Origin of the sequence: Limnohabitans sp. INBF002 (assembly GCF_027924905.1) — a bacterium.
Classification (GTDB): domain Bacteria; phylum Pseudomonadota; class Gammaproteobacteria; order Burkholderiales; family Burkholderiaceae_C; genus Limnohabitans.
Map to the genome: position 1 here is coordinate 857,971 of NZ_AP027055.1, position 16,512 is coordinate 874,482.

Annotated in this window: 18 protein-coding genes and 1 tRNA gene; 10 read left to right on the forward strand and 9 right to left on the reverse strand. The window is 57.8% G+C overall.

Translation table 11 applies throughout. The features are described from left to right. The first annotated feature begins 5 nt into the window (after positions 1 to 5). Positions 6 to 515, forward strand: coding sequence for a hypothetical protein (locus tag QMG15_RS04365; RefSeq protein WP_281789672.1), 510 nt, complete (start codon positions 6 to 8; stop codon positions 513 to 515). A gap of 34 nt (positions 516 to 549) precedes the next feature. Continuing rightward, entirely contained in the window at positions 550 to 1,443 is an 894-nt protein-coding gene (locus QMG15_RS04370) for a PA2778 family cysteine peptidase (RefSeq protein ID WP_281789673.1), read from the forward strand. Between the two features lie 4 nt (positions 1,444 to 1,447). Here QMG15_RS04370 and QMG15_RS04375 read toward each other — a convergent pair. Continuing rightward, a tRNA-Gly gene (locus tag QMG15_RS04375) sits at positions 1,448 to 1,521 on the reverse strand. Between the two features lie 74 nt (positions 1,522 to 1,595). Here QMG15_RS04375 and QMG15_RS04380 point away from each other — a divergent pair. Then, on the forward strand, positions 1,596 to 1,859 hold the full coding sequence (locus QMG15_RS04380) for a hypothetical protein (RefSeq protein WP_281789675.1): 264 nt from the start codon (positions 1,596 to 1,598) through the stop codon (positions 1,857 to 1,859). A gap of 55 nt (positions 1,860 to 1,914) precedes the next feature. Here QMG15_RS04380 and QMG15_RS04385 read toward each other — a convergent pair whose 3' ends face one another. Then, positions 1,915 to 2,262: a hypothetical protein gene (locus tag QMG15_RS04385; RefSeq protein WP_281789676.1), complete on the reverse strand. Its 348-nt coding sequence runs from the start codon at positions 2,260 to 2,262 to the stop codon at positions 1,915 to 1,917. A gap of 110 nt (positions 2,263 to 2,372) precedes the next feature. Then, entirely contained in the window at positions 2,373 to 3,851 is a 1,479-nt protein-coding gene (locus QMG15_RS04390) for an NAD-dependent succinate-semialdehyde dehydrogenase (RefSeq protein WP_281789677.1), read from the reverse strand. An 89-nt stretch (positions 3,852 to 3,940) separates the two neighbouring features. On the opposite strand from QMG15_RS04390, the gene alaS reads away from it, so the two are divergent. The 3 genes from alaS (at position 3,941) to QMG15_RS04405 (ending at position 8,402) form a co-directional block, all read left to right on the forward strand. Then, positions 3,941 to 6,565, forward strand: coding sequence for an alanine--tRNA ligase (alaS, locus tag QMG15_RS04395; RefSeq protein ID WP_281789678.1), 2,625 nt, complete (start codon positions 3,941 to 3,943; stop codon positions 6,563 to 6,565). Between the two features lie 5 nt (positions 6,566 to 6,570). Beyond that, a complete protein-coding gene (locus QMG15_RS04400; RefSeq protein WP_281789679.1) occupies positions 6,571 to 7,173 on the forward strand; it encodes a TlpA disulfide reductase family protein in 603 nt (200 codons plus the stop codon). Between the two features lie 95 nt (positions 7,174 to 7,268). Next, positions 7,269 to 8,402, forward strand: a complete 1,134-nt coding sequence (locus tag QMG15_RS04405; RefSeq protein ID WP_281789680.1) for a transglutaminase domain-containing protein — start codon at positions 7,269 to 7,271, stop codon at positions 8,400 to 8,402. 91 nt (positions 8,403 to 8,493) lie between these two features. Here the strand turns inward: QMG15_RS04405 and QMG15_RS04410 are convergent, their stop codons facing one another. From QMG15_RS04410 to QMG15_RS04430, 5 genes are read right to left on the reverse strand one after another with little or no spacing between them, the layout of a single operon-like run. Then, the gene (locus tag QMG15_RS04410) at positions 8,494 to 9,390 is read right to left on the reverse strand and encodes a pseudouridine synthase (RefSeq protein WP_281789681.1); all 897 of its coding nucleotides are present in this window, start codon (positions 9,388 to 9,390) and stop codon (positions 8,494 to 8,496) included. 8 nt (positions 9,391 to 9,398) lie between these two features. Continuing rightward, positions 9,399 to 10,124, reverse strand: a complete 726-nt coding sequence (gene trmB / locus QMG15_RS04415; RefSeq protein WP_281789682.1) for a tRNA (guanosine(46)-N7)-methyltransferase TrmB — start codon at positions 10,122 to 10,124, stop codon at positions 9,399 to 9,401. Between the two features lie 28 nt (positions 10,125 to 10,152). After that, complete coding sequence (gene gluQRS / locus QMG15_RS04420) at positions 10,153 to 11,061, reverse strand: tRNA glutamyl-Q(34) synthetase GluQRS (protein WP_281789684.1); 909 nt, start codon at positions 11,059 to 11,061, stop codon at positions 10,153 to 10,155. Beyond that, positions 11,062 to 12,129 carry an FAD-dependent oxidoreductase gene (locus QMG15_RS04425; protein ID WP_281789687.1) on the reverse strand — a complete coding sequence of 356 codons (1,068 nt, stop codon included), beginning with the start codon at positions 12,127 to 12,129 and terminating at the stop codon, positions 11,062 to 11,064. Positions 12,130 to 12,138: 9 nt separating this feature from the next. Continuing rightward, positions 12,139 to 13,116: a LysR substrate-binding domain-containing protein gene (locus QMG15_RS04430; RefSeq protein ID WP_281789688.1), complete on the reverse strand. Its 978-nt coding sequence runs from the start codon at positions 13,114 to 13,116 to the stop codon at positions 12,139 to 12,141. A gap of 113 nt (positions 13,117 to 13,229) precedes the next feature. Between QMG15_RS04430 and QMG15_RS04435 the strand changes: the two genes are divergently transcribed. From QMG15_RS04435 to QMG15_RS04450, 4 genes are all read left to right on the forward strand, one after another. Further along, on the forward strand, positions 13,230 to 13,925 hold the full coding sequence (locus tag QMG15_RS04435; protein WP_281789689.1) for a pirin family protein: 696 nt from the start codon (positions 13,230 to 13,232) through the stop codon (positions 13,923 to 13,925). Between the two features lie 48 nt (positions 13,926 to 13,973). Continuing rightward, positions 13,974 to 14,375 carry a DoxX family protein gene (locus QMG15_RS04440; RefSeq protein ID WP_108402523.1) on the forward strand — a complete coding sequence of 134 codons (402 nt, stop codon included), beginning with the start codon at positions 13,974 to 13,976 and terminating at the stop codon, positions 14,373 to 14,375. A gap of 47 nt (positions 14,376 to 14,422) precedes the next feature. Then, positions 14,423 to 14,956, forward strand: a complete 534-nt coding sequence (locus tag QMG15_RS04445) for a flavodoxin family protein (protein ID WP_281789691.1) — start codon at positions 14,423 to 14,425, stop codon at positions 14,954 to 14,956. A gap of 91 nt (positions 14,957 to 15,047) precedes the next feature. After that, positions 15,048 to 15,746 (forward strand): DUF599 domain-containing protein, encoded by a 699-nt coding sequence (locus tag QMG15_RS04450; RefSeq protein ID WP_281789692.1) that lies wholly within the window; start codon positions 15,048 to 15,050, stop codon positions 15,744 to 15,746. Here the strand turns inward: QMG15_RS04450 and QMG15_RS04455 are convergent. Continuing rightward, complete coding sequence (locus tag QMG15_RS04455) at positions 15,712 to 16,503, reverse strand: sulfurtransferase (RefSeq protein WP_281789693.1); 792 nt, start codon at positions 16,501 to 16,503, stop codon at positions 15,712 to 15,714. The genes QMG15_RS04450 and QMG15_RS04455 overlap by 35 nt on opposite strands. Between the last annotated feature and the right edge of the window lie 9 nt (positions 16,504 to 16,512).

The window sequence follows — 16,512 nt, forward strand, 5'->3', positions numbered from 1 at the left end:
GTCTTATGTATTGCTCTCAAAGGGTCAAGCGCACGTGGGTGATTCCCGTCTTGTGTGCTGTGTTGATGGTGCCTGCTGCGTGGGCAGATCGACCAGATGATGCGGGGCAACGCAAACACCCTCGCATGCAAGAGCAACCGATGCATGACCGCGCTTCGGGCGAAATGCGGGAGTCTCGTGCGTCAAGGGAAGTGCACCCAGGTGCGTACTTCGAACCGCGACACCACCAAGCCGTGCGAGATATGTATGGGCAACAAATTGGGAAGGGCAAATGCCCTCCAGGGCTTGCAAAAAAGGGCAACGGCTGCTTGCCGCCAGGTCAAGCGAAGCAGTGGGCCATGGGGCAGCCGCTACCTCCAGACGTGGTGCTGTATCCGGTGCCACTTGAATTACAACGTCGTTTGGGCACACCGCCAGCCGGCTACAAATATGTGCGTGCTGCCAGTGATATTTTGCTGATTGCCGTGGGCACCAGCATGGTGGTCGATGCGATTGAGGATTTGGGTGGGCTTTAACCGAGCTCGGGCCTTTGGACTCACGGCAGCCCTTGTGTTGAGCCTGGTCGGCTGCGCCTCGGTGTCCACGTCGAATGGCTTTGCACGCAGCAGCCAGCTTCCGAGGCAAGTCGAGCTTCAAGACGTTGCGTTTTATCCGCAAACACAAGACCAATGTGGCCCAGCCGCTTTGGCCACAGTGCTGCACCATGCGGGTGTTGAGCGCACGTTGCAACAGCTGGAGGCCGATGTGTATGTGCCGCAGCGCCAAGGCAGCTTGCCATTGGAGATGCTGGGCGGTGCTCGGCGCGCCGGTGTTTTGCCGTATCTTTTAAAGACAGAGCCGCAGGCTTTGTTGCAAGAAGTCGCGGCAGGTCATCCCGTTGTGGTGTTGCAAAACCTACGTTGGGATTGGTTGCCGCTGTGGCATTACGCTGTTGTGGTGGGGTACGACCAAACGGCAGGCACGGTCGTCCTGCGCTCGGGGGATGAAAAGCGTTTGCTGATGTCCATGGCTGATTTCGAGTCAAGCTGGGCCAAAGCCAACCGTTGGGCATTCGTTGCTTTGCCCCCTGATCAACTGCCTGCAACAGCTTCTGCCGCTGAGTTTGTTGAAGCTGCGATCACCCTTGAGCGCGTGGCACCCAGCCAAGCTGTGCGGGCTTACCAAGTTGCGCTCCAGGCGTGGCCTGATAACTTAGAGGCGCGGCTTGCCTTGGGCAATCGCTATTACAAGCAAGGCAATTTGCAAGCGGCACAAGCGCAATACGAACGAGTCACGATGGACCACCCCAACGCCGCAGATGCGTGGAACAACTTGGCGCAGGTGTTGTATGAGACACGTCAGTTGGCGCAAGCAAGAGCTGCCATTGCCAAAGCGCTCGCTTTGGGTGGGCTGCGCGCTGAGCGCTACAAGGCTACGCAAATCGCAATAGACAAGAGCCCCTAAAAGATGGAGCGGGTGATGGGAATCGAACCCACGTTATTTGCTTGGGAAGCAAGAGTCCTACCATTGAACGACACCCGCACAAGTCTGGATTGTAGGGGCGTGTGATCTAGACTAATATTTCAAGCAGTTGGCATTTAATAGGGGAGCGCTGCATGAAAAGATTCACAAAAATTTGCATCTGCTTGTCGATGTTGTTGCCCATGTGGGCGTGGGCACAAAGCTGCAACGACATCAAGGACAAAGACAAAGCCAACTACTGCCGCGCACTCGATACCAACGACAAGTCACATTGTCAAAAAATTGGTGGCAATGATTTGCTTAACCTGTGTATGGGCAAAGTCGAAAACGACATCAAATATTGCCGCCGCATCACCACCGACAAAATCAAGAAAAGATGTGAAAACAGCATTCGCTGAGAATGCAAAAAAGCATCCACTAGGGATGCTTTTTTAGGGTGAGCTTGGCTCAGTTTTAAGCCTGTGCGAGAGCTTGCTCCATGACCTTACCCACTTGGTCAAAGTAATTTTGAGCCGCTTGTGTTGGCACCAAGTATTTGGTGCGGCGGTTTTTACCTTCAAACACGGTGTCGATCATGCCGAGTTCGCGCAGTTGGTCGAGTTTGCGGTGAATCGTGGCAGGCGAGGCGATGGTATCCAAACCCATGGCATCGGTCACGGTCAACGGTTTTTCTTGGGCATGACGCACAGCGATCACTTCAAGAAGTTTTTTGGCATCCAAATCCATGGATGGCGTGTTTGCCCCGCCATCCAGTGCGTGGATGAGGTTCAGAAATCGCAAATAGATTTGTTTAGAGTCCATGGTAGGTGTGCCTTTTCTTACATAGGTAAGTCAGTTATCTATTGTATACGTCGATTTTGTTAAAAACATCGTAAAAACACGTAAGCCTCACGTATTTAAAGGGTTTGCCGTTATTTGAGAATGTCGCCCAAGCAGAGGTACTTCATCTCGATGTACTCATCCATGCCGTGGCTGGATCCTTCGCGTCCGAGGCCAGATTGCTTCACGCCGCCAAACGGCACATGTTCGGATGCGATGATGCCCACGTTGATGCCCACCATGCCGTATTCCAGCGCTTCGCTGACGCGGTAGATGCGGCCAATGTCGCGGCTGTAGAAGTAGCTGGCCAAGCCGAACTCGGTGTTGTTGGCGGCATCAATGGCTTCTTGGTCTTTGTGAAAGCGGAACACGGGGGCGAAGGGACCAAAGGTTTCTTCACGGGCGCACAGCATGTCGGCGCGGGCGTCGGCGATCACCGTGGGTTCAAAAAATTGACCGGTCAATTTGTGACCGCCAGTGATCAGCTTGCCGCCTTTGTGGAGGGCGTCTTGCACGTGGCGTTCGACTTTGTCCACCGCGGCATCTTCGATCAAGGGGCCTTGTGTCACGCCATCTTCAAAGCCGTTGCCCACCTTGAGCGCTTTGACTTTGGCAGCAAACTTTTGCACAAACTCGTCGTACACCGCGTCTTGCACGTAAATGCGGTTGGCGCATACGCAGGTTTGGCCGGCGTTGCGGTATTTGCTGGCCATGGCGCCTTCGACGGCGCTGTCAATGTCTGCGTCGTCAAACACGATGAAGGGGGCATTGCCACCCAGCTCCAAAGCGAGCTTTTTGATGCTGGGGGCCGACTGCGCCATCAAGATGCGGCCCACTTCGGTGGAGCCGGTGAAGCTGATGTGACGCACGATGTCGCTGCTGCAAAACACCTTGCCAATTGCAATGCTGTTGTCGCTGTCGGCGGTGAGGATGTTCACCACACCGGCGGGAATGCCCGCGCGAATGGCCAGCTCGGCGGCGGCCAAGGCGGTGAGGGGCGTCAGCTCGGCGGGTTTGATGACCACAGGGCAGCCAGCAGCCAGTGCAGGTGCCACTTTGCGGGTGATCATGGCCAGAGGGAAGTTCCACGGCGTGATGGCGGCGCACACGCCAATGGGTTGCTTCAACACCATCAAGCGGCGGTTGTTGTCGAACTGGGGCAGGGTCTCGCCGTTGACGCGCTTGGCTTCTTCGGCAAACCACTCCACAAAGCTGGCGCCGTAGGCCACTTCGCCTTTGGCTTCGGCAAAGGGTTTGCCTTGCTCGGCGGTCATGATGCGGCCTAGGTCTTCTTGGTTGGCCATGAGCAGGTCAAACCACTTGCGCAAGATGATGCTGCGCTCTTTGCCGGTTTTGTTGCGCCATGCGGGCCATGCCGCGTTGGCCGCGTCAACAGCCGTTTCGGCGTCTTTGGCGGTGAGGTTGGCCACATCGGCCAGCTTCTTACCCGTGGCGGGGTCATGCACATCGAAGCGGCTGGCACCCTTGACCCATTGGCCATTGATCAAGGCATCGGTCTTGAGCAGGGTGGGGTCGTTGAGCAAAGAAAGGGGCGCCGTTTTCATGTCCATGTGGGTCTCCAAATTTGATGAGGCAGAGCATACCGCCGGCCCCGTGCCCGTGATGACTCTGGGGTGACACCCAAACCTATAATTTGAGGATGACTACACCCAAATTCACCGTCGCTGATATTCGCAAAACGTTTCTGGACTTCTTCGAGTCCAAAGGCCACACCGTGGTGGCCTCAAGCCCGCTGGTGCCGGGCAACGACCCCACTTTGATGTTCACCAACTCGGGCATGGTCCAGTTCAAAGACGTATTTTTGGGCGAGGACAAGCGCTCTTATGTGCGCGCCGCCTCGGTGCAAGCCTGTTTGCGCGCCGGTGGCAAACACAACGATTTGGAAAACGTGGGCTACACCGCCCGCCACCACACCTTCTTCGAAATGCTGGGCAACTGGTCGTTCGGCGACTACTTCAAACGCGAATCACTCAAGTGGGCGTGGGAACTGTTGACTGAGGTTTACAAGCTGCCCGCTGACCGTTTGCTGGCCACTGTCTACCAAGACGACGACGAAGCCTATGACATTTGGACCAAAGAAATTGGCCTGCCACCCGAGCGCGTGATTCGCATTGGCGACAACAAAGGTGGCCGCTACAAGAGCGACAACTTCTGGATGATGGCCGACACCGGCCCTTGCGGCCCTTGCTCTGAAATCTTCTACGACCACGGCGACCACATCCCAGGCGGCCCTCCCGGCAGCCCCGACGAAGACGGTGACCGCTTCATCGAAATTTGGAACAACGTGTTCATGCAGTTCAACATGGCCGAAGACGGCAGCGTTACCCGCTTGCCCGCGCCTTGCGTGGACACGGGTATGGGCCTCGAGCGCTTGGCTGCCATCTTGCAGCACGTGCACAGCAACTACGAAATCGACATCTTTGATGCCCTCATCAAAGCCGCTGCACGCGAAACAGGCTGCCAAGACTTGGGCCACAAGAGCCTGCGCGTGATTGCCGACCACATCCGTGCCACCTCGTTCTTGGTGAGCGACGGCGTGGTGCCCAGCAACGAAGGCCGTGGCTATGTGCAACGCCGCATCATCCGCCGTGCCATTCGTCACGGGTATTTATTGGGCCAGAAAAAACCGTTCTTCCACAAACTCGTGCCTGACTTGGTCAAGCTCATGGGCGATGCCTACCCCAACATGGCGTCGCAAGCCGAGCGTATTGCGTCGGTGTTGAAGGCCGAAGAAGAACGCTTCTTTGAAACCCTCGAAGTGGGCATGTCAATTTTGGATGCCGCATTGCAAGGCGGCGCAAAAGTGTTGCCGGGCGAAGTGGCGTTCAAGCTGCACGACACCTACGGCTTCCCACTCGACTTGTCTGCCGACGTGTGCCGCGAACGTGGCCTGAGCGTGGACGAAGCAGGCTTTGCTGCTGCGATGGAAAAACAAAAATCCCAAGCCCGCGCCGCAGGCAAGTTCAAGATGGACAAAGCCTTGGAGTACACAGGCGCAGGCAACGCGTTTGTGGGCTACGACGACCTCAAAGCCACTGCCAAAGTGGTGGCGGTGTATGTGGACGGCAACTCTGTGGCCGAACTCAAGCACGGCCAAACAGGCGTGGTGGTGTTGGACACCACACCGTTCTACGCCGAGAGCGGCGGCCAAGTGGGCGATGCGGGCCTGTTGGTCAGCGGCTCTGCTAGCTTTGCCGTGGAAGACACCTTGAAGATCAAAGCCGATGTGTATGGCCATCACGGCACCTTGACGCAAGGCACTTTGGCCGTGGGCGACCATGTGGATGCACAAGTAGACACGCAAGTGCGCGCCGCCACCGTGCGCAACCACTCGGCCACCCACTTGATGCACAAAGCCTTGCGCGAAGTGCTGGGCGACCACGTGCAACAAAAAGGCAGCTTGGTGAATGCCGAGCGCACACGTTTTGACTTTGCGCACAACGCCCCCGTGACCGATGCGCAGATTCGCGAGATTGAAGCCAAGGTCAACGCCGAGATTTTGGCCAACGCCGCTGCGCAAGCCCGCGTGATGGACATCGAGTCCGCCCAAAAAACGGGCGCCATGATGTTGTTCGGCGAGAAGTACGGTGAGACCGTGCGCGTGCTCGACATTGGTTCTAGCCGCGAGTTGTGCGGTGGCACGCACGTCAAAGCCACGGGTGACATTGGCTTGTTCAAAGTGGTGGCAGAAGGCGGCGTGGCCGCTGGCGTGCGTCGCATTGAAGCCGTGACAGGCGCCAATGCGCTGGCTTATTTGCAGTCGCTCGAAGATTCCGTGGCCCAAGCGGCTGGCGCCCTCAAAGCACCACCGACAGAGCTCAACGCACGTTTAGCCCAAGTGTTGGAACAAGTCAAAACGCTTGAAAAAGAAGTGTCAGCCCTCAAAGGCAAAGTGGCTTCGGCCCAAAGCGACGAGTTGCTGACGCAAGCGGTGGACATCAAAGGCACCAAGCTCTTGGTCGCCAAGCTCGACGGTGCTGACGCCAAAACTTTGCGCGACACCATGGACAAGCTCAAAGACAAGATGAAGTCTGCTGTCATTGTGTTGGCGGCTGTGGATGGCGAGAAGGTCAACATCGCCGCAGGCGTGACCGCTGACAACGTGGGCAAAGTCAAAGCGGGCGAAATGGCCAACTTTGTGGCCCAACAAGTGGGCGGCAAAGGCGGCGGCAAGCCCGACATGGCGATGGCCGGTGGCACCGATGCCGCAGCCTTGCCCAAGGCCTTGGCCAGCGTGCAAGCTTGGGTGGCCGAGCGCGTTTGATTCAGATGAACTCACGCACCTGCGTTGTGCAAGCAAAGGCCCAACCCGTGTTGGGCCTTTTTCTTGGCGTTTGCCTCGCGGTGTTGTTGTCAAGCTTTGTGTCCACCAACGCGTGGGCGCAGTTCGACAAAACCGCATGGCCTGTCAACGTGGCCACGCCCAAAATTGAAGCTGTCGATTTGCAGGGCAAAGCTTGGAATGCCGCAGAGCTGGCAGGCAAAGTGGTGGTGCTCAACTTTTGGGCCACGTGGTGTGCGCCGTGCAAAGACGAGTTGCCCACGCTGCAAACCTTGCACGACATCAGTGATGCACAAACCGTGGTGCTCACCATCAACGTGCGTGAGCCCGCAGCACGTGCTGCGCGTTACATGCAAAGCACGGGCATGACGTTTCCCGTCATCTCTGATCCCAAAGGTGAGTTGGCCAAGCGCTGGGGCGTCACGGTGTATCCCACCACCCTCCTGATTGCGCCCAATGGTCAAACGCGCTGGCGTATCGTGGGTGATGTGGACTGGAGCGGGGCGCAGGCCAATGCGTGGTTGGCCGATGTACGCCAAAACACCTCACCTGCCAACGCGACGTCGAAGATAGCTACCCCCAAGCGATAATTCGACAACCTCATGCACTTTGCGTGAGGTGACCTGCCTTCGGGGCATCTAGGTATGTGCCGACAGGTCTCTTCATTTATTCGGAGCTCTCTTTCATGACTCTCGTGCGTCGTTCCCTTCTCAAGGGGGCCGCAGCTGCGTGCGCCCTCAGTGGTGTGCCTGGCTTTGCTTTGGCCCAAACATCTCCCCCAGCTTCTACTGCTGCACGTCGCTTCGAACCACAAGCGGGCCAGTGGCGCACGTTTGAAGTCACCACCCGTGTCGATTTGGCGGATACCAAGCGTGCCGCCTCACGCGTGTGGTTGCCGGTGCCCAGCATCAACTCGGATTGGCAACGTTCGTTGGAGAGCAATTTCAGCAGCAACGGCACCTCACGCATGGTGAGCGATGGCACCGATGGCGCGCGCATGATCTACACCGAGTTCGCCGCAGGCGTCACACCGTTTGTCGAAGTGACCAGCCGCGTGCAAACACAAAACCGTTTTGTGGACACAGCCAAACCCACCGCCCACGCGTTTACACGTGAAGACGCCGGCACTTTGCGCTACTACACCCGCGCCACACATTTGTTGCCCACCGACGGCATCGTGCGCACCACAGCTCTTAAAGCTACCCAGGGCGCGAAAACCGATGCACAAAAAGCACGCGCCATTTACGACTGGGTGGTGGCCAACGCTTGGCGCGAACCCAAGACGCGCGGCTGCGGCGAGGGCGACATCAAAGCCATGCTGGAGACAGGCAACTTGGGCGGCAAGTGCGCCGACATCAACGCCTTGTTTGTTGGCCTGTGCCGCTCGGTCGGTGTGCCAGCACGCGATGTGTATGGCATTCGTTTGGTGCCTTCGGCCTTTGGTTACAAAGAGTTGTCGGGCAACCCCGCCAGCTTGAAAGGCGCGCAACACTGCCGCGCCGAGGTGTATTTGCAAGCCCACGGTTGGGTGGCGATGGACCCCGCCGACGTGGCCAAAGTGATGCGCTTAGAAACACCTGAGTGGATCAAGCGCACCGACAACGCGGTGGTGCAGCCCGTGTACAACCGTTTGTTCGGTGGCTGGGAAGGCAACTGGATGGGCTGGAACACCGCACACGATGTGGCCTTGCCCGGCAGCAAAGAAGACCGCTTGGGCTTCTTGATGTACCCCGTGGCCGAGACGGTGGATGGCCGTGCTGACTCTTACGCGCCTGACACCTTCAAGTACCAAATCACGGCACGCGAAATCAAGGCCTAAGGTGTTGGAAGTGTCTGGCTAGCCAGACGCTTCTCTGCGCGCAGCCTCCAGGCGTGAGGCCTCAAAGCACGAGGCCTTAAAGCAAGCAGTCTTACACCGCCATGCTCAAACGCAAGGCGCTGTGAAACTCTCTCGCCTTGCCTGTGACGGGATCGGTGAAGGCCACGCTTTTGGCCAGCAGCTGCAACGGATGGCTGAAGTCTTCCTCTGCATCTGGCCCGCGCAGCACGGTGGGGTAAAACTGGTCGCCCTCTAGCGGCAGGCCCAGCGCCATCATGTGCACGCGCAGTTGGTGGCGTTTGCCGCTGACAGGCTCTAGCTGGTACAGCGCACGCGTGCCTTCGGTTTTGAGCAGACGGATGCGTGTTTCGCTGTTGGCTTCGCCAGCCACCTCTTGTGTTCTGAAGAAAAGTTCGTCAGGTTGTAGACGACTGACGTGTACGCGTGGCAGCGTTAACGCGGGGTTGTAAGCCGCCACCGCTTCGTAGACCTTGTGCAGTGCCTTGTCGCGAAACAGCGCGTGGTAAGCGTCGCGGTCTTGCAGACGTTTGCCAAACATCACGAGGCCTGCGGTTTCGCGGTCGATGCGGTGCAGCGGCACGAGGTCGTCGTTGCCTGTGAGGTGCTTCAGCTGCACCAATAAACTTTGCTGCACATAGCGGCCCGCGGGTGTGACGGGCATGAAGTGCGGCTTGTCGGCCACCAGCAGGTGGTCGTCTTCAAACACGATGCTGGCTTTCTCAGGCAGCACGGGCTCGTTGGCGATGTGGCGGTAGTAGTAGAGCTTGGTGCGTGGTGTGTAGGCCAGCGTGGCCTGCACGGGTTGGGCAGCTTCATTCAGCACCAAGTCATGTGCAAAGCGGTGCAGCCACTCGTCGCGCGAAATGTCGGGCATGCGCTCTAGCAAAAAATCTAGCACCGTGGGCCAAGGCCCAACGGGTAGCGACACGCGGCTGGCGCCTACGCCGTTGCGCGTCGGGATACGCATGTGGGTCTTTAGACCTTGGTGAACACCAAGTCCCACACGCCGTGGCCGAGCTTCAAGCCTCGGTTTTCAAACTTGGTGAGCGGGCGATAGGCTGGCTTTTCGGCAAAACCGCTGGGGTCGGTGGCCGTGTTTTTGAGCAAAGGCTCGGCAGACACCACTTGCAGCATTTGCTGTGAATAAGGCTGCCAGTCGGTGGCCAAGTGCAAGTAGCCACCGGGCTTGATGTGTTTGGCCAAGCGGTTGACGAACGCGCTTTGAATCAAGCGGCGTTTGTGGTGACGGCTCTTGTGCCAAGGGTCTGGGAAGAAGATGTGCACGCCGTCTAGGCTGTTTTCGCCCAGCATGTGGTCCATCACCTCGATCGCGTCGTGCTGCACGATGCGGATATTCCCAATGCTTTCTTCGCCGCAGCGCTTGAGCAACGCACCCACGCCAGGCACATGAACCTCGCAGCACAAAAAGTTGTCGTCAGGGCGTGTGTGCGCAATCTTGGCGGTGGCGTCGCCCATGCCAAAACCGATTTCCAAAATCAGCGGGGCAGTTCGGCCAAAGGCTGCAGCCGCATCCAAACGCTCGGGCGAGTAGGGCACCAAAAACTGTGGGCCAAACTGCTCAAACGCCCGCATTTGGCCCGAGCCCATGCGGCCCGCGCGCAGCACATAGGTTTTGATGACGCGCATGAAAGGCGCGTCGGTTTGTGGGGTGTCGGGGGTGGTGGGCGTGTCAGCGGTCATGGCAGGCGAGTCTTTGAATAACCCGTGATTATCGCGGGACTGGACTGCTGATCTCTTGCCACGCTTTTGTCCACTCGGCTAACGCTTGCTCTATCGATGCGCCATCGTTTGGCTTTGGCAGGCCTAAGGCGTGCGCAGCAGTTTGTAGAGCCAGCAGTGGTTGGTTCGCATCTAAAGCGGTTGCGCCGTTTTGCTTGCTGAGTTTTTCACCGTTCTCACCCAACACCAGCGGCGTGTGCATGTAGCTCGGCGTGGGTAAACCCAGTGCACGTTGCAACACGATTTGTCGTGCGGTGTTGTCGGTCAAGTCCGCACCGCGCACGATGTGGGTGATGCCTTGTGCGGCGTCGTCCACCACCACGGCAAGTTGGTAGGCCCACAGGCCGTCGGCGCGAAGCAACACAAAGTCGCCCACTTCCTTGGCAACGTCTTGTTGCTGAACCCCAAGCAAACGGTCTTGCCATGTCAGCGGCGTGGCCAGTTGTAAATCGTCGATGACGCGTTGCACATTCAAGCGCCAAGCACGTGCGGCTTTGCCATTCAAGCCGTTGCGACAGGTGCCGGGGTAGACGGCTGCGGTGTGACGTTCGCGTGCATGGCCCATCAAAGCTTGTGCGTCTTCAATCTCTTTGCGCGAGCAGCCGCAGGGGTAGGCCCAGCCTTTGGCGATCAAGGTGTCGAGCGCAGCTTGATAGGCCTCGCCGCGTTGCGATTGCCACATCACAGGTGCATCAGGGACAAGACCGCACGTGGCGAGCTGTTGGAGGATGCGTTGGTCTGCGCCGGGGATGCAGCGTGGTGTGTCCACGTCTTCGATGCGCACCAGCCATTGGCCACCGTGCGCGCGTGCGTCTAACCAACTGGCGAGGGCAGCAACGAGCGAGCCCGCATGCAGCGGGCCCGTGGGTGAGGGAGCGAATCGACCGACGTACGGCAATTACAAACGCTTGGCAGATTGGCAAACAGCCAAAGCGAGTTCAAGGCCAGACACAAACGCGTCTTCTACGCGGTGGCCCAAGTGCCAGTCGCCACAGGTGCCCAAGCCATTGGCTGGGTTGTACTGGTGCGAGGCACCCAGTGGTGTGATGGTTTTGGCATAGAGCCAGCGGTGCATTTCGGTGTGGGCTGGCTCGGCGCGGATGCCTGTGAGCTCAGCAAACGCGCGTAAGAGTTTGGCCTTCACGCGTGCTTCGGTGTCGGTGATGTGTTCGGCAGACCAAGCGGCGCTGGCTTGCACCGTCCAACGTTCCACCTTGCCGCGTCCTGGCTTGGACGACTCGCGAGCCAACCATGCAATGCGGTGGTGAATGCTGCGTGCTGCGTTCCACTGTGGGCCGATATGCAGGTTGGGTTGCGTGGCGTTGGGGAAGGCCAGCATCAGTGTCCAGCAAGGGGCCACGTCCACCGCGTCCATGGCTTTGAGCCACTTGGCGTCCGCGGCTTCTTTCCCCGACGCTTTGAGCAAATTTTCTGCTTGGCTGGAGGGAATGGCGAGCAACACGTGGTCAAAGCCGGCGTGCGTTTGTGCCACTTCTTTGCCCGAGGTGCTGTTGATGGCATGCACCGTCCACAAGCCTTTGGCGCCGCGCTCTAGGCGGTTGACTTGGGTGTTGTAAGTCACGGCTTTGCCCAAAGGTTGCGCCCAGTGGCGCACCAAGGCATTCATGCCGGGCTTGGCTACGAAATGCGCGTCTTTGGTGGCGCGGGCGGCCTCAAACACGTGGCCCAGTGGGTCGAGCACGCGTACGGCGTTGGCGCTCCAAGGGCGGCAAATGTCGGCAGTGCCAGGCACGGTTTGCAAGGCCAGCGAAAAGCGCGGATCGCGCACGGTGAAATATTGGGTGCCGTGGTCAAAGGTGCCGAAGTTGGTGTCGCGGGTGGACATGCGGCCCCCTGCGCCTCGGCTTTTTTCAAACACATGCACATGGTGGCCAGCGTTGGCCAAAGTGCGTGCGGCAGTGATGCCGGCGATGCCGGCTCCGATGATGGCGATGTTTAAAGTCATGGTTGCACTCTACACCTTCCGTGTGGGTGAATTGGGTCGGGGGTTCACCAATAGCGCAGAACGTGTGGTGGTGCTTTTGAGTTGTTTGAGCCACCACTGCAAAGCGCGACCGCCGCGCTCGCCCTCGCTGCCATCGGGGATGCGCCAAGCGTAACTGAGTTGAGCGACGCGTTGTGGTCGGTCCACTTCGCGCACCACCAACACGCCTTGGTCAATCAAGGGCTGCACCATCAACTCGGGGACAAAGCCTACGCCGAGGCCGCGTACCTGCGCTTCAATTTTGCAATGCATGGTGGACACGGTGAACACGTCTTGACCGGGCAGCAAGCCAATGGTCACCCCCGCGCCGCGCTGCACCGAATCGGCCACCGCCACGGCTCGGTGTTGGCCAATGAGTGCATCGGTCAATGGTTCGGGTGCTTGTGCCAACGGGTGGTGCGGTGCCATCGCAAACACGAAGCGCATAGGGCCAAGCACATGGCTGTGAATTCCTGAGGCGTTCCCGCTGTCGCTAAAAGAGCCGGGAATGCCTAATGCCAAGTCGGCTTGGCCGCTGGTGAGGGCTTCAAGTGTGCCCGTGAGTGTTTCGTCGCGCAGCTTGAGCCGTGTGGGGGCATTCAGGGCCATAAATGCCTCGCACAGTTCCATCACGGTGGTGCGGTCGATGATGCCGTCCACCGCAATGGTGAACTGGCTTTCCCAGCCCGTGGCCACGCGCTTGACACGGTTGGCAATGGCGTCCATGTCGGCCAGCAGGCGCTCGCCTTCGCGCAGCAGTTCATGGCCAGCAGCGGTGAGCTTGGCTTGCCTTGAGCTGCGGTCAAAAAGCAGCACGTCGAGGGCGTCTTCCATCTGGCGCACGCGGTAGGTGAGGGCGCTGGGCACCAGCCCGAGCGCGCGGGCGGCAGCCGCAAAGCTGCCAGCTTTTTCAATCGCGTGCAGCATGGACAGCGAATCGGGGGTGAGGACGTCACGGGGAGAAGTCATGCAATGAGGCTTTAATCGTTCAAATAATTTGAATGATGCCATCAAATGCGATGCATGGCAAAAGCGGGGCAAAGACCTAAAGTTCAGGTCAAGACAAAACAGGAGAACAAGTGATGTTGACCATTCGCAAATCCCAAGACCGAGGCTATGCCGATCACGGCTGGCTCAAGTCGTTCCATAGCTTTTCGTTTGCCAATTACTACAACCCCGAGTTCATGGGTTGGGGCAATTTGCGCGTCATCAACGAAGACCGTATCGCGCCGGGCACAGGTTTTGGCACGCACGGTCACCGTGACATGGAAATCATCAGTTACGTACTCAACGGTAATTTGGCCCACAAAGACGATATGGGCAACATCAAAGGCATCCCGCCTGGCGATGTGCAGCGCATGAGTGCGGGCAGTGGCGTACAGCACAGCGAGTTCAACCATGCGCCTGCTGAGACCACGCATTTCTTCCAGATTTGGATTGAACCCAATGTGCGCGGTATTCCAGCCAGCTACGAGCAAAAGCAAGTGCCGCCCGCATCGAAGCGTGGAGCTTTGAGTCGCATTGCTGCGCCCGATGGTGCAGTGGTGAAGATTCACGCCGACGCGGCGCTGTACGCGGGCTTGTTTGACGGCAACGAGGCCGCCACCTTGACCATCGCCCCCGGACGTAAAGCCTATGTGCACTTGATTCGTGGCGCACTACAAGTCAACGGTTTGGCATTGGCCACGGGTGACGCCGCACTGTTAGATAACGAACCAACCATTCACCTGACTCACGGCCAAGATGCCGAGGTTCTGGTGTTTGATTTGGCGCCCTGATTTTTATTTCATTTTTTAATTCATCAACTCAATCAAAGGAAACTTTTTATGAACAACGCAATCAACCTCATCGGCCGTCTTTTGCTGGCTGCTCTTTTCTTGCCAGCAGGCTTGTCAAAGCTGTCTGGTTTTGAAGGCACTGTGGGCTATATCTCATCGGTCGGTTTGCCATTGCCCACTGTGGCTGCGGCTGCAGCGCTGGCTGTCGAAATTTTGGGCTCTGTTGCTTTGATCGTGGGCTTCCAAACCCGCATCGCAGCTGCCGTGCTGGCGGTGTTCACGTTGGTGGCATCTGTCTTCTTCCACGCTTTCTGGGCGGCTGCGCCTGAGCAAGCGTTTGTGCAACAGCTCTTGTTCTTCAAGAACATCGGCGTGATTGGTGGCTTGTTGGTGTTGGTGTCTTCTGGTGCCGCAGGCTTCAGCCTTGATGCCAAAAAAGAAGCTCAATAATTAACAACATTTCTTGCTCGTATTTTTTAACCTCTTAGGAACACACCATGACTAAAACTGTCGTCGTTTATCACTCAGGCTACGGCCACACACAACGCGTGGCACAGTTCGTGGCCGAAGGCGCAAAAGCCACTGTCATCGCCATCGATGCAGACGGCAACATCACCGATGCCGATTGGGAAGCTTTGGATGCGGCTGACGCCATCATCTTTGGCTCGCCTACCTACATGGGCATGGCCTCATGGCAGTTCAAGAAGTTTGCAGACGCCACGTCTAAGCGTTGGTTCAGCAGCGCTTGGAAAGACAAAGTCGCAGGCGGCTTCACCATTTCTGCCAGCCCCAGCGGCGACAAGCTGTCGACCGTTCAGTACTTCATCACTTTGGCCATGCAACAAGGCATGGTGTGGGTGGGCCAACCTGCCATGAACGACGGCACCATCAACCGCATTGGTTCTAACTCGGGTGTGATGGCGCAAGTCGGCCCCACCAGCCCAGCGGCTGACATTCCTCAAGGTGACTTGGACACCGCCAAAGCCTACGGCGAGCGCGTGGCCGCTGTGGCTGCCAAGTTGCGCGGTTAATTCGCGGTCAACCTACCCCGTCATCTACGGGGTGTGAAATAAAAGGGCAGTTCGTGAGAGCGGCCCTTTTTCTTTGGTTAGTATTCAAGCCATGAAGATCATTCAACTGTTGCCTTGGGCCGATTGGTTCGCACTCGGATTTTTTGTCTTGGTGTGGATGGGCTACGCCGCGTTTGCGAAGTACAGCAGCGAGCACCACCACTCCATCTTGGCCATGACCAACCGCTACCGCCACTTGTGGATGTTGCAAACCACTGCACGCGACCCGCGCATGTTGGACGGCATCATCACGCAAACTTTGTCGGCCACACCTGCATTTTTTTGCTCCACCACCATTTTGATTTTGGGTGGCTTGTTTGCTTTGCTCGGCACCACCGACAAAGCGGCTGAGCTGGTGCGCGAAATTCCGTTTGCTGTGCAAACCCCCATCTTGGTGTTTGAATTCAAGATCTTGGTGCTGGTGGTGATTTTTGTGTACTCGTTCTTTCGCTTCTCATGGTCGATGCGTCAGTACACCTTTGTGGCGCTGCTCATTGGCGCCATGCCTCCCGCTGAGAGCTTTCAAAGTGGTGAAGTGACAGACCGTCAGCACTATGCCGATCGTGCTGCCGCCATGACAGGCTTGGCTGCTGAAACCTTCAACGGGGGCTTGCGCGCCTACTATTTTTCGTTTGCGGCACTGGGTTGGTTTTTTTCGCCCGCCATGTTTTTGCTGACCACGCTGCTGGTGACGGGTGTTTTGTACACCCGTGAATTCAAGTCTGAGGTGTTGACGTTGCTGGAGCAGTGACAGGGAAGGTGCCTTCTGGCGTCAAGCCCGTGGCACTCAAATCGGCGCCCACGGCACGGCGCTCGTCAAACACAAAGCAGCCACCGTCGTAGTGGTCGTTGCCCACTTCTTCAAAGTATTTGAGGATGCCGCCTTCGAGCTGGTACACATGCGGCAAGCCCGCATTGCGCATGTAAATGGCTGCTTTCTCGCAGCGAATGCCGCCGGTGCAAAAACTGATGACGGTTTTGTCTTGCAGCTCATCTAAGTGCGCTTGCACCGCATCAGGAAATTCGGTGAACTTGGTGATGCCCCAGTTGATGGTGTTTTTGAACGTGCCTGCATCCACCTCAAACTGGTTGCGTGTGTCCAGCGTGACCACGGGACGGCCTTCGTCGTCATGGCCTTGGTCCAGCCAACGTTTCGCGGTTTCGGGCGTCACCGCGGGTGCACGGCCTTCGGCAGGGCGAATGCTGGGGTGGTTCATGCGGATGATTTCGTGCTTCACCTTCACCAGCATCTTGCGAAACGGCTGTGTGTCAGACCAGCTTTCTTTGGGTGCCAGGTCGGCCAAGCGTGCATCGGTGCGCAGCCAGTCGACGAAGCTGCGCACATCTTCGGCGCTACCGGCCAAGAAGAAATTAATGCCTTCTTCTGCTATCAGGATGGTGCCTTTGAGCTGGCGCGCCAAAGCGTTGTCCAAGCAAGGCTGGCGCAGGTCTTGGGCGTCGGGCAGGGCGACGAATTTGTAGCAAGAAATATTCAGAATTTGGTTCACCCAGCGATT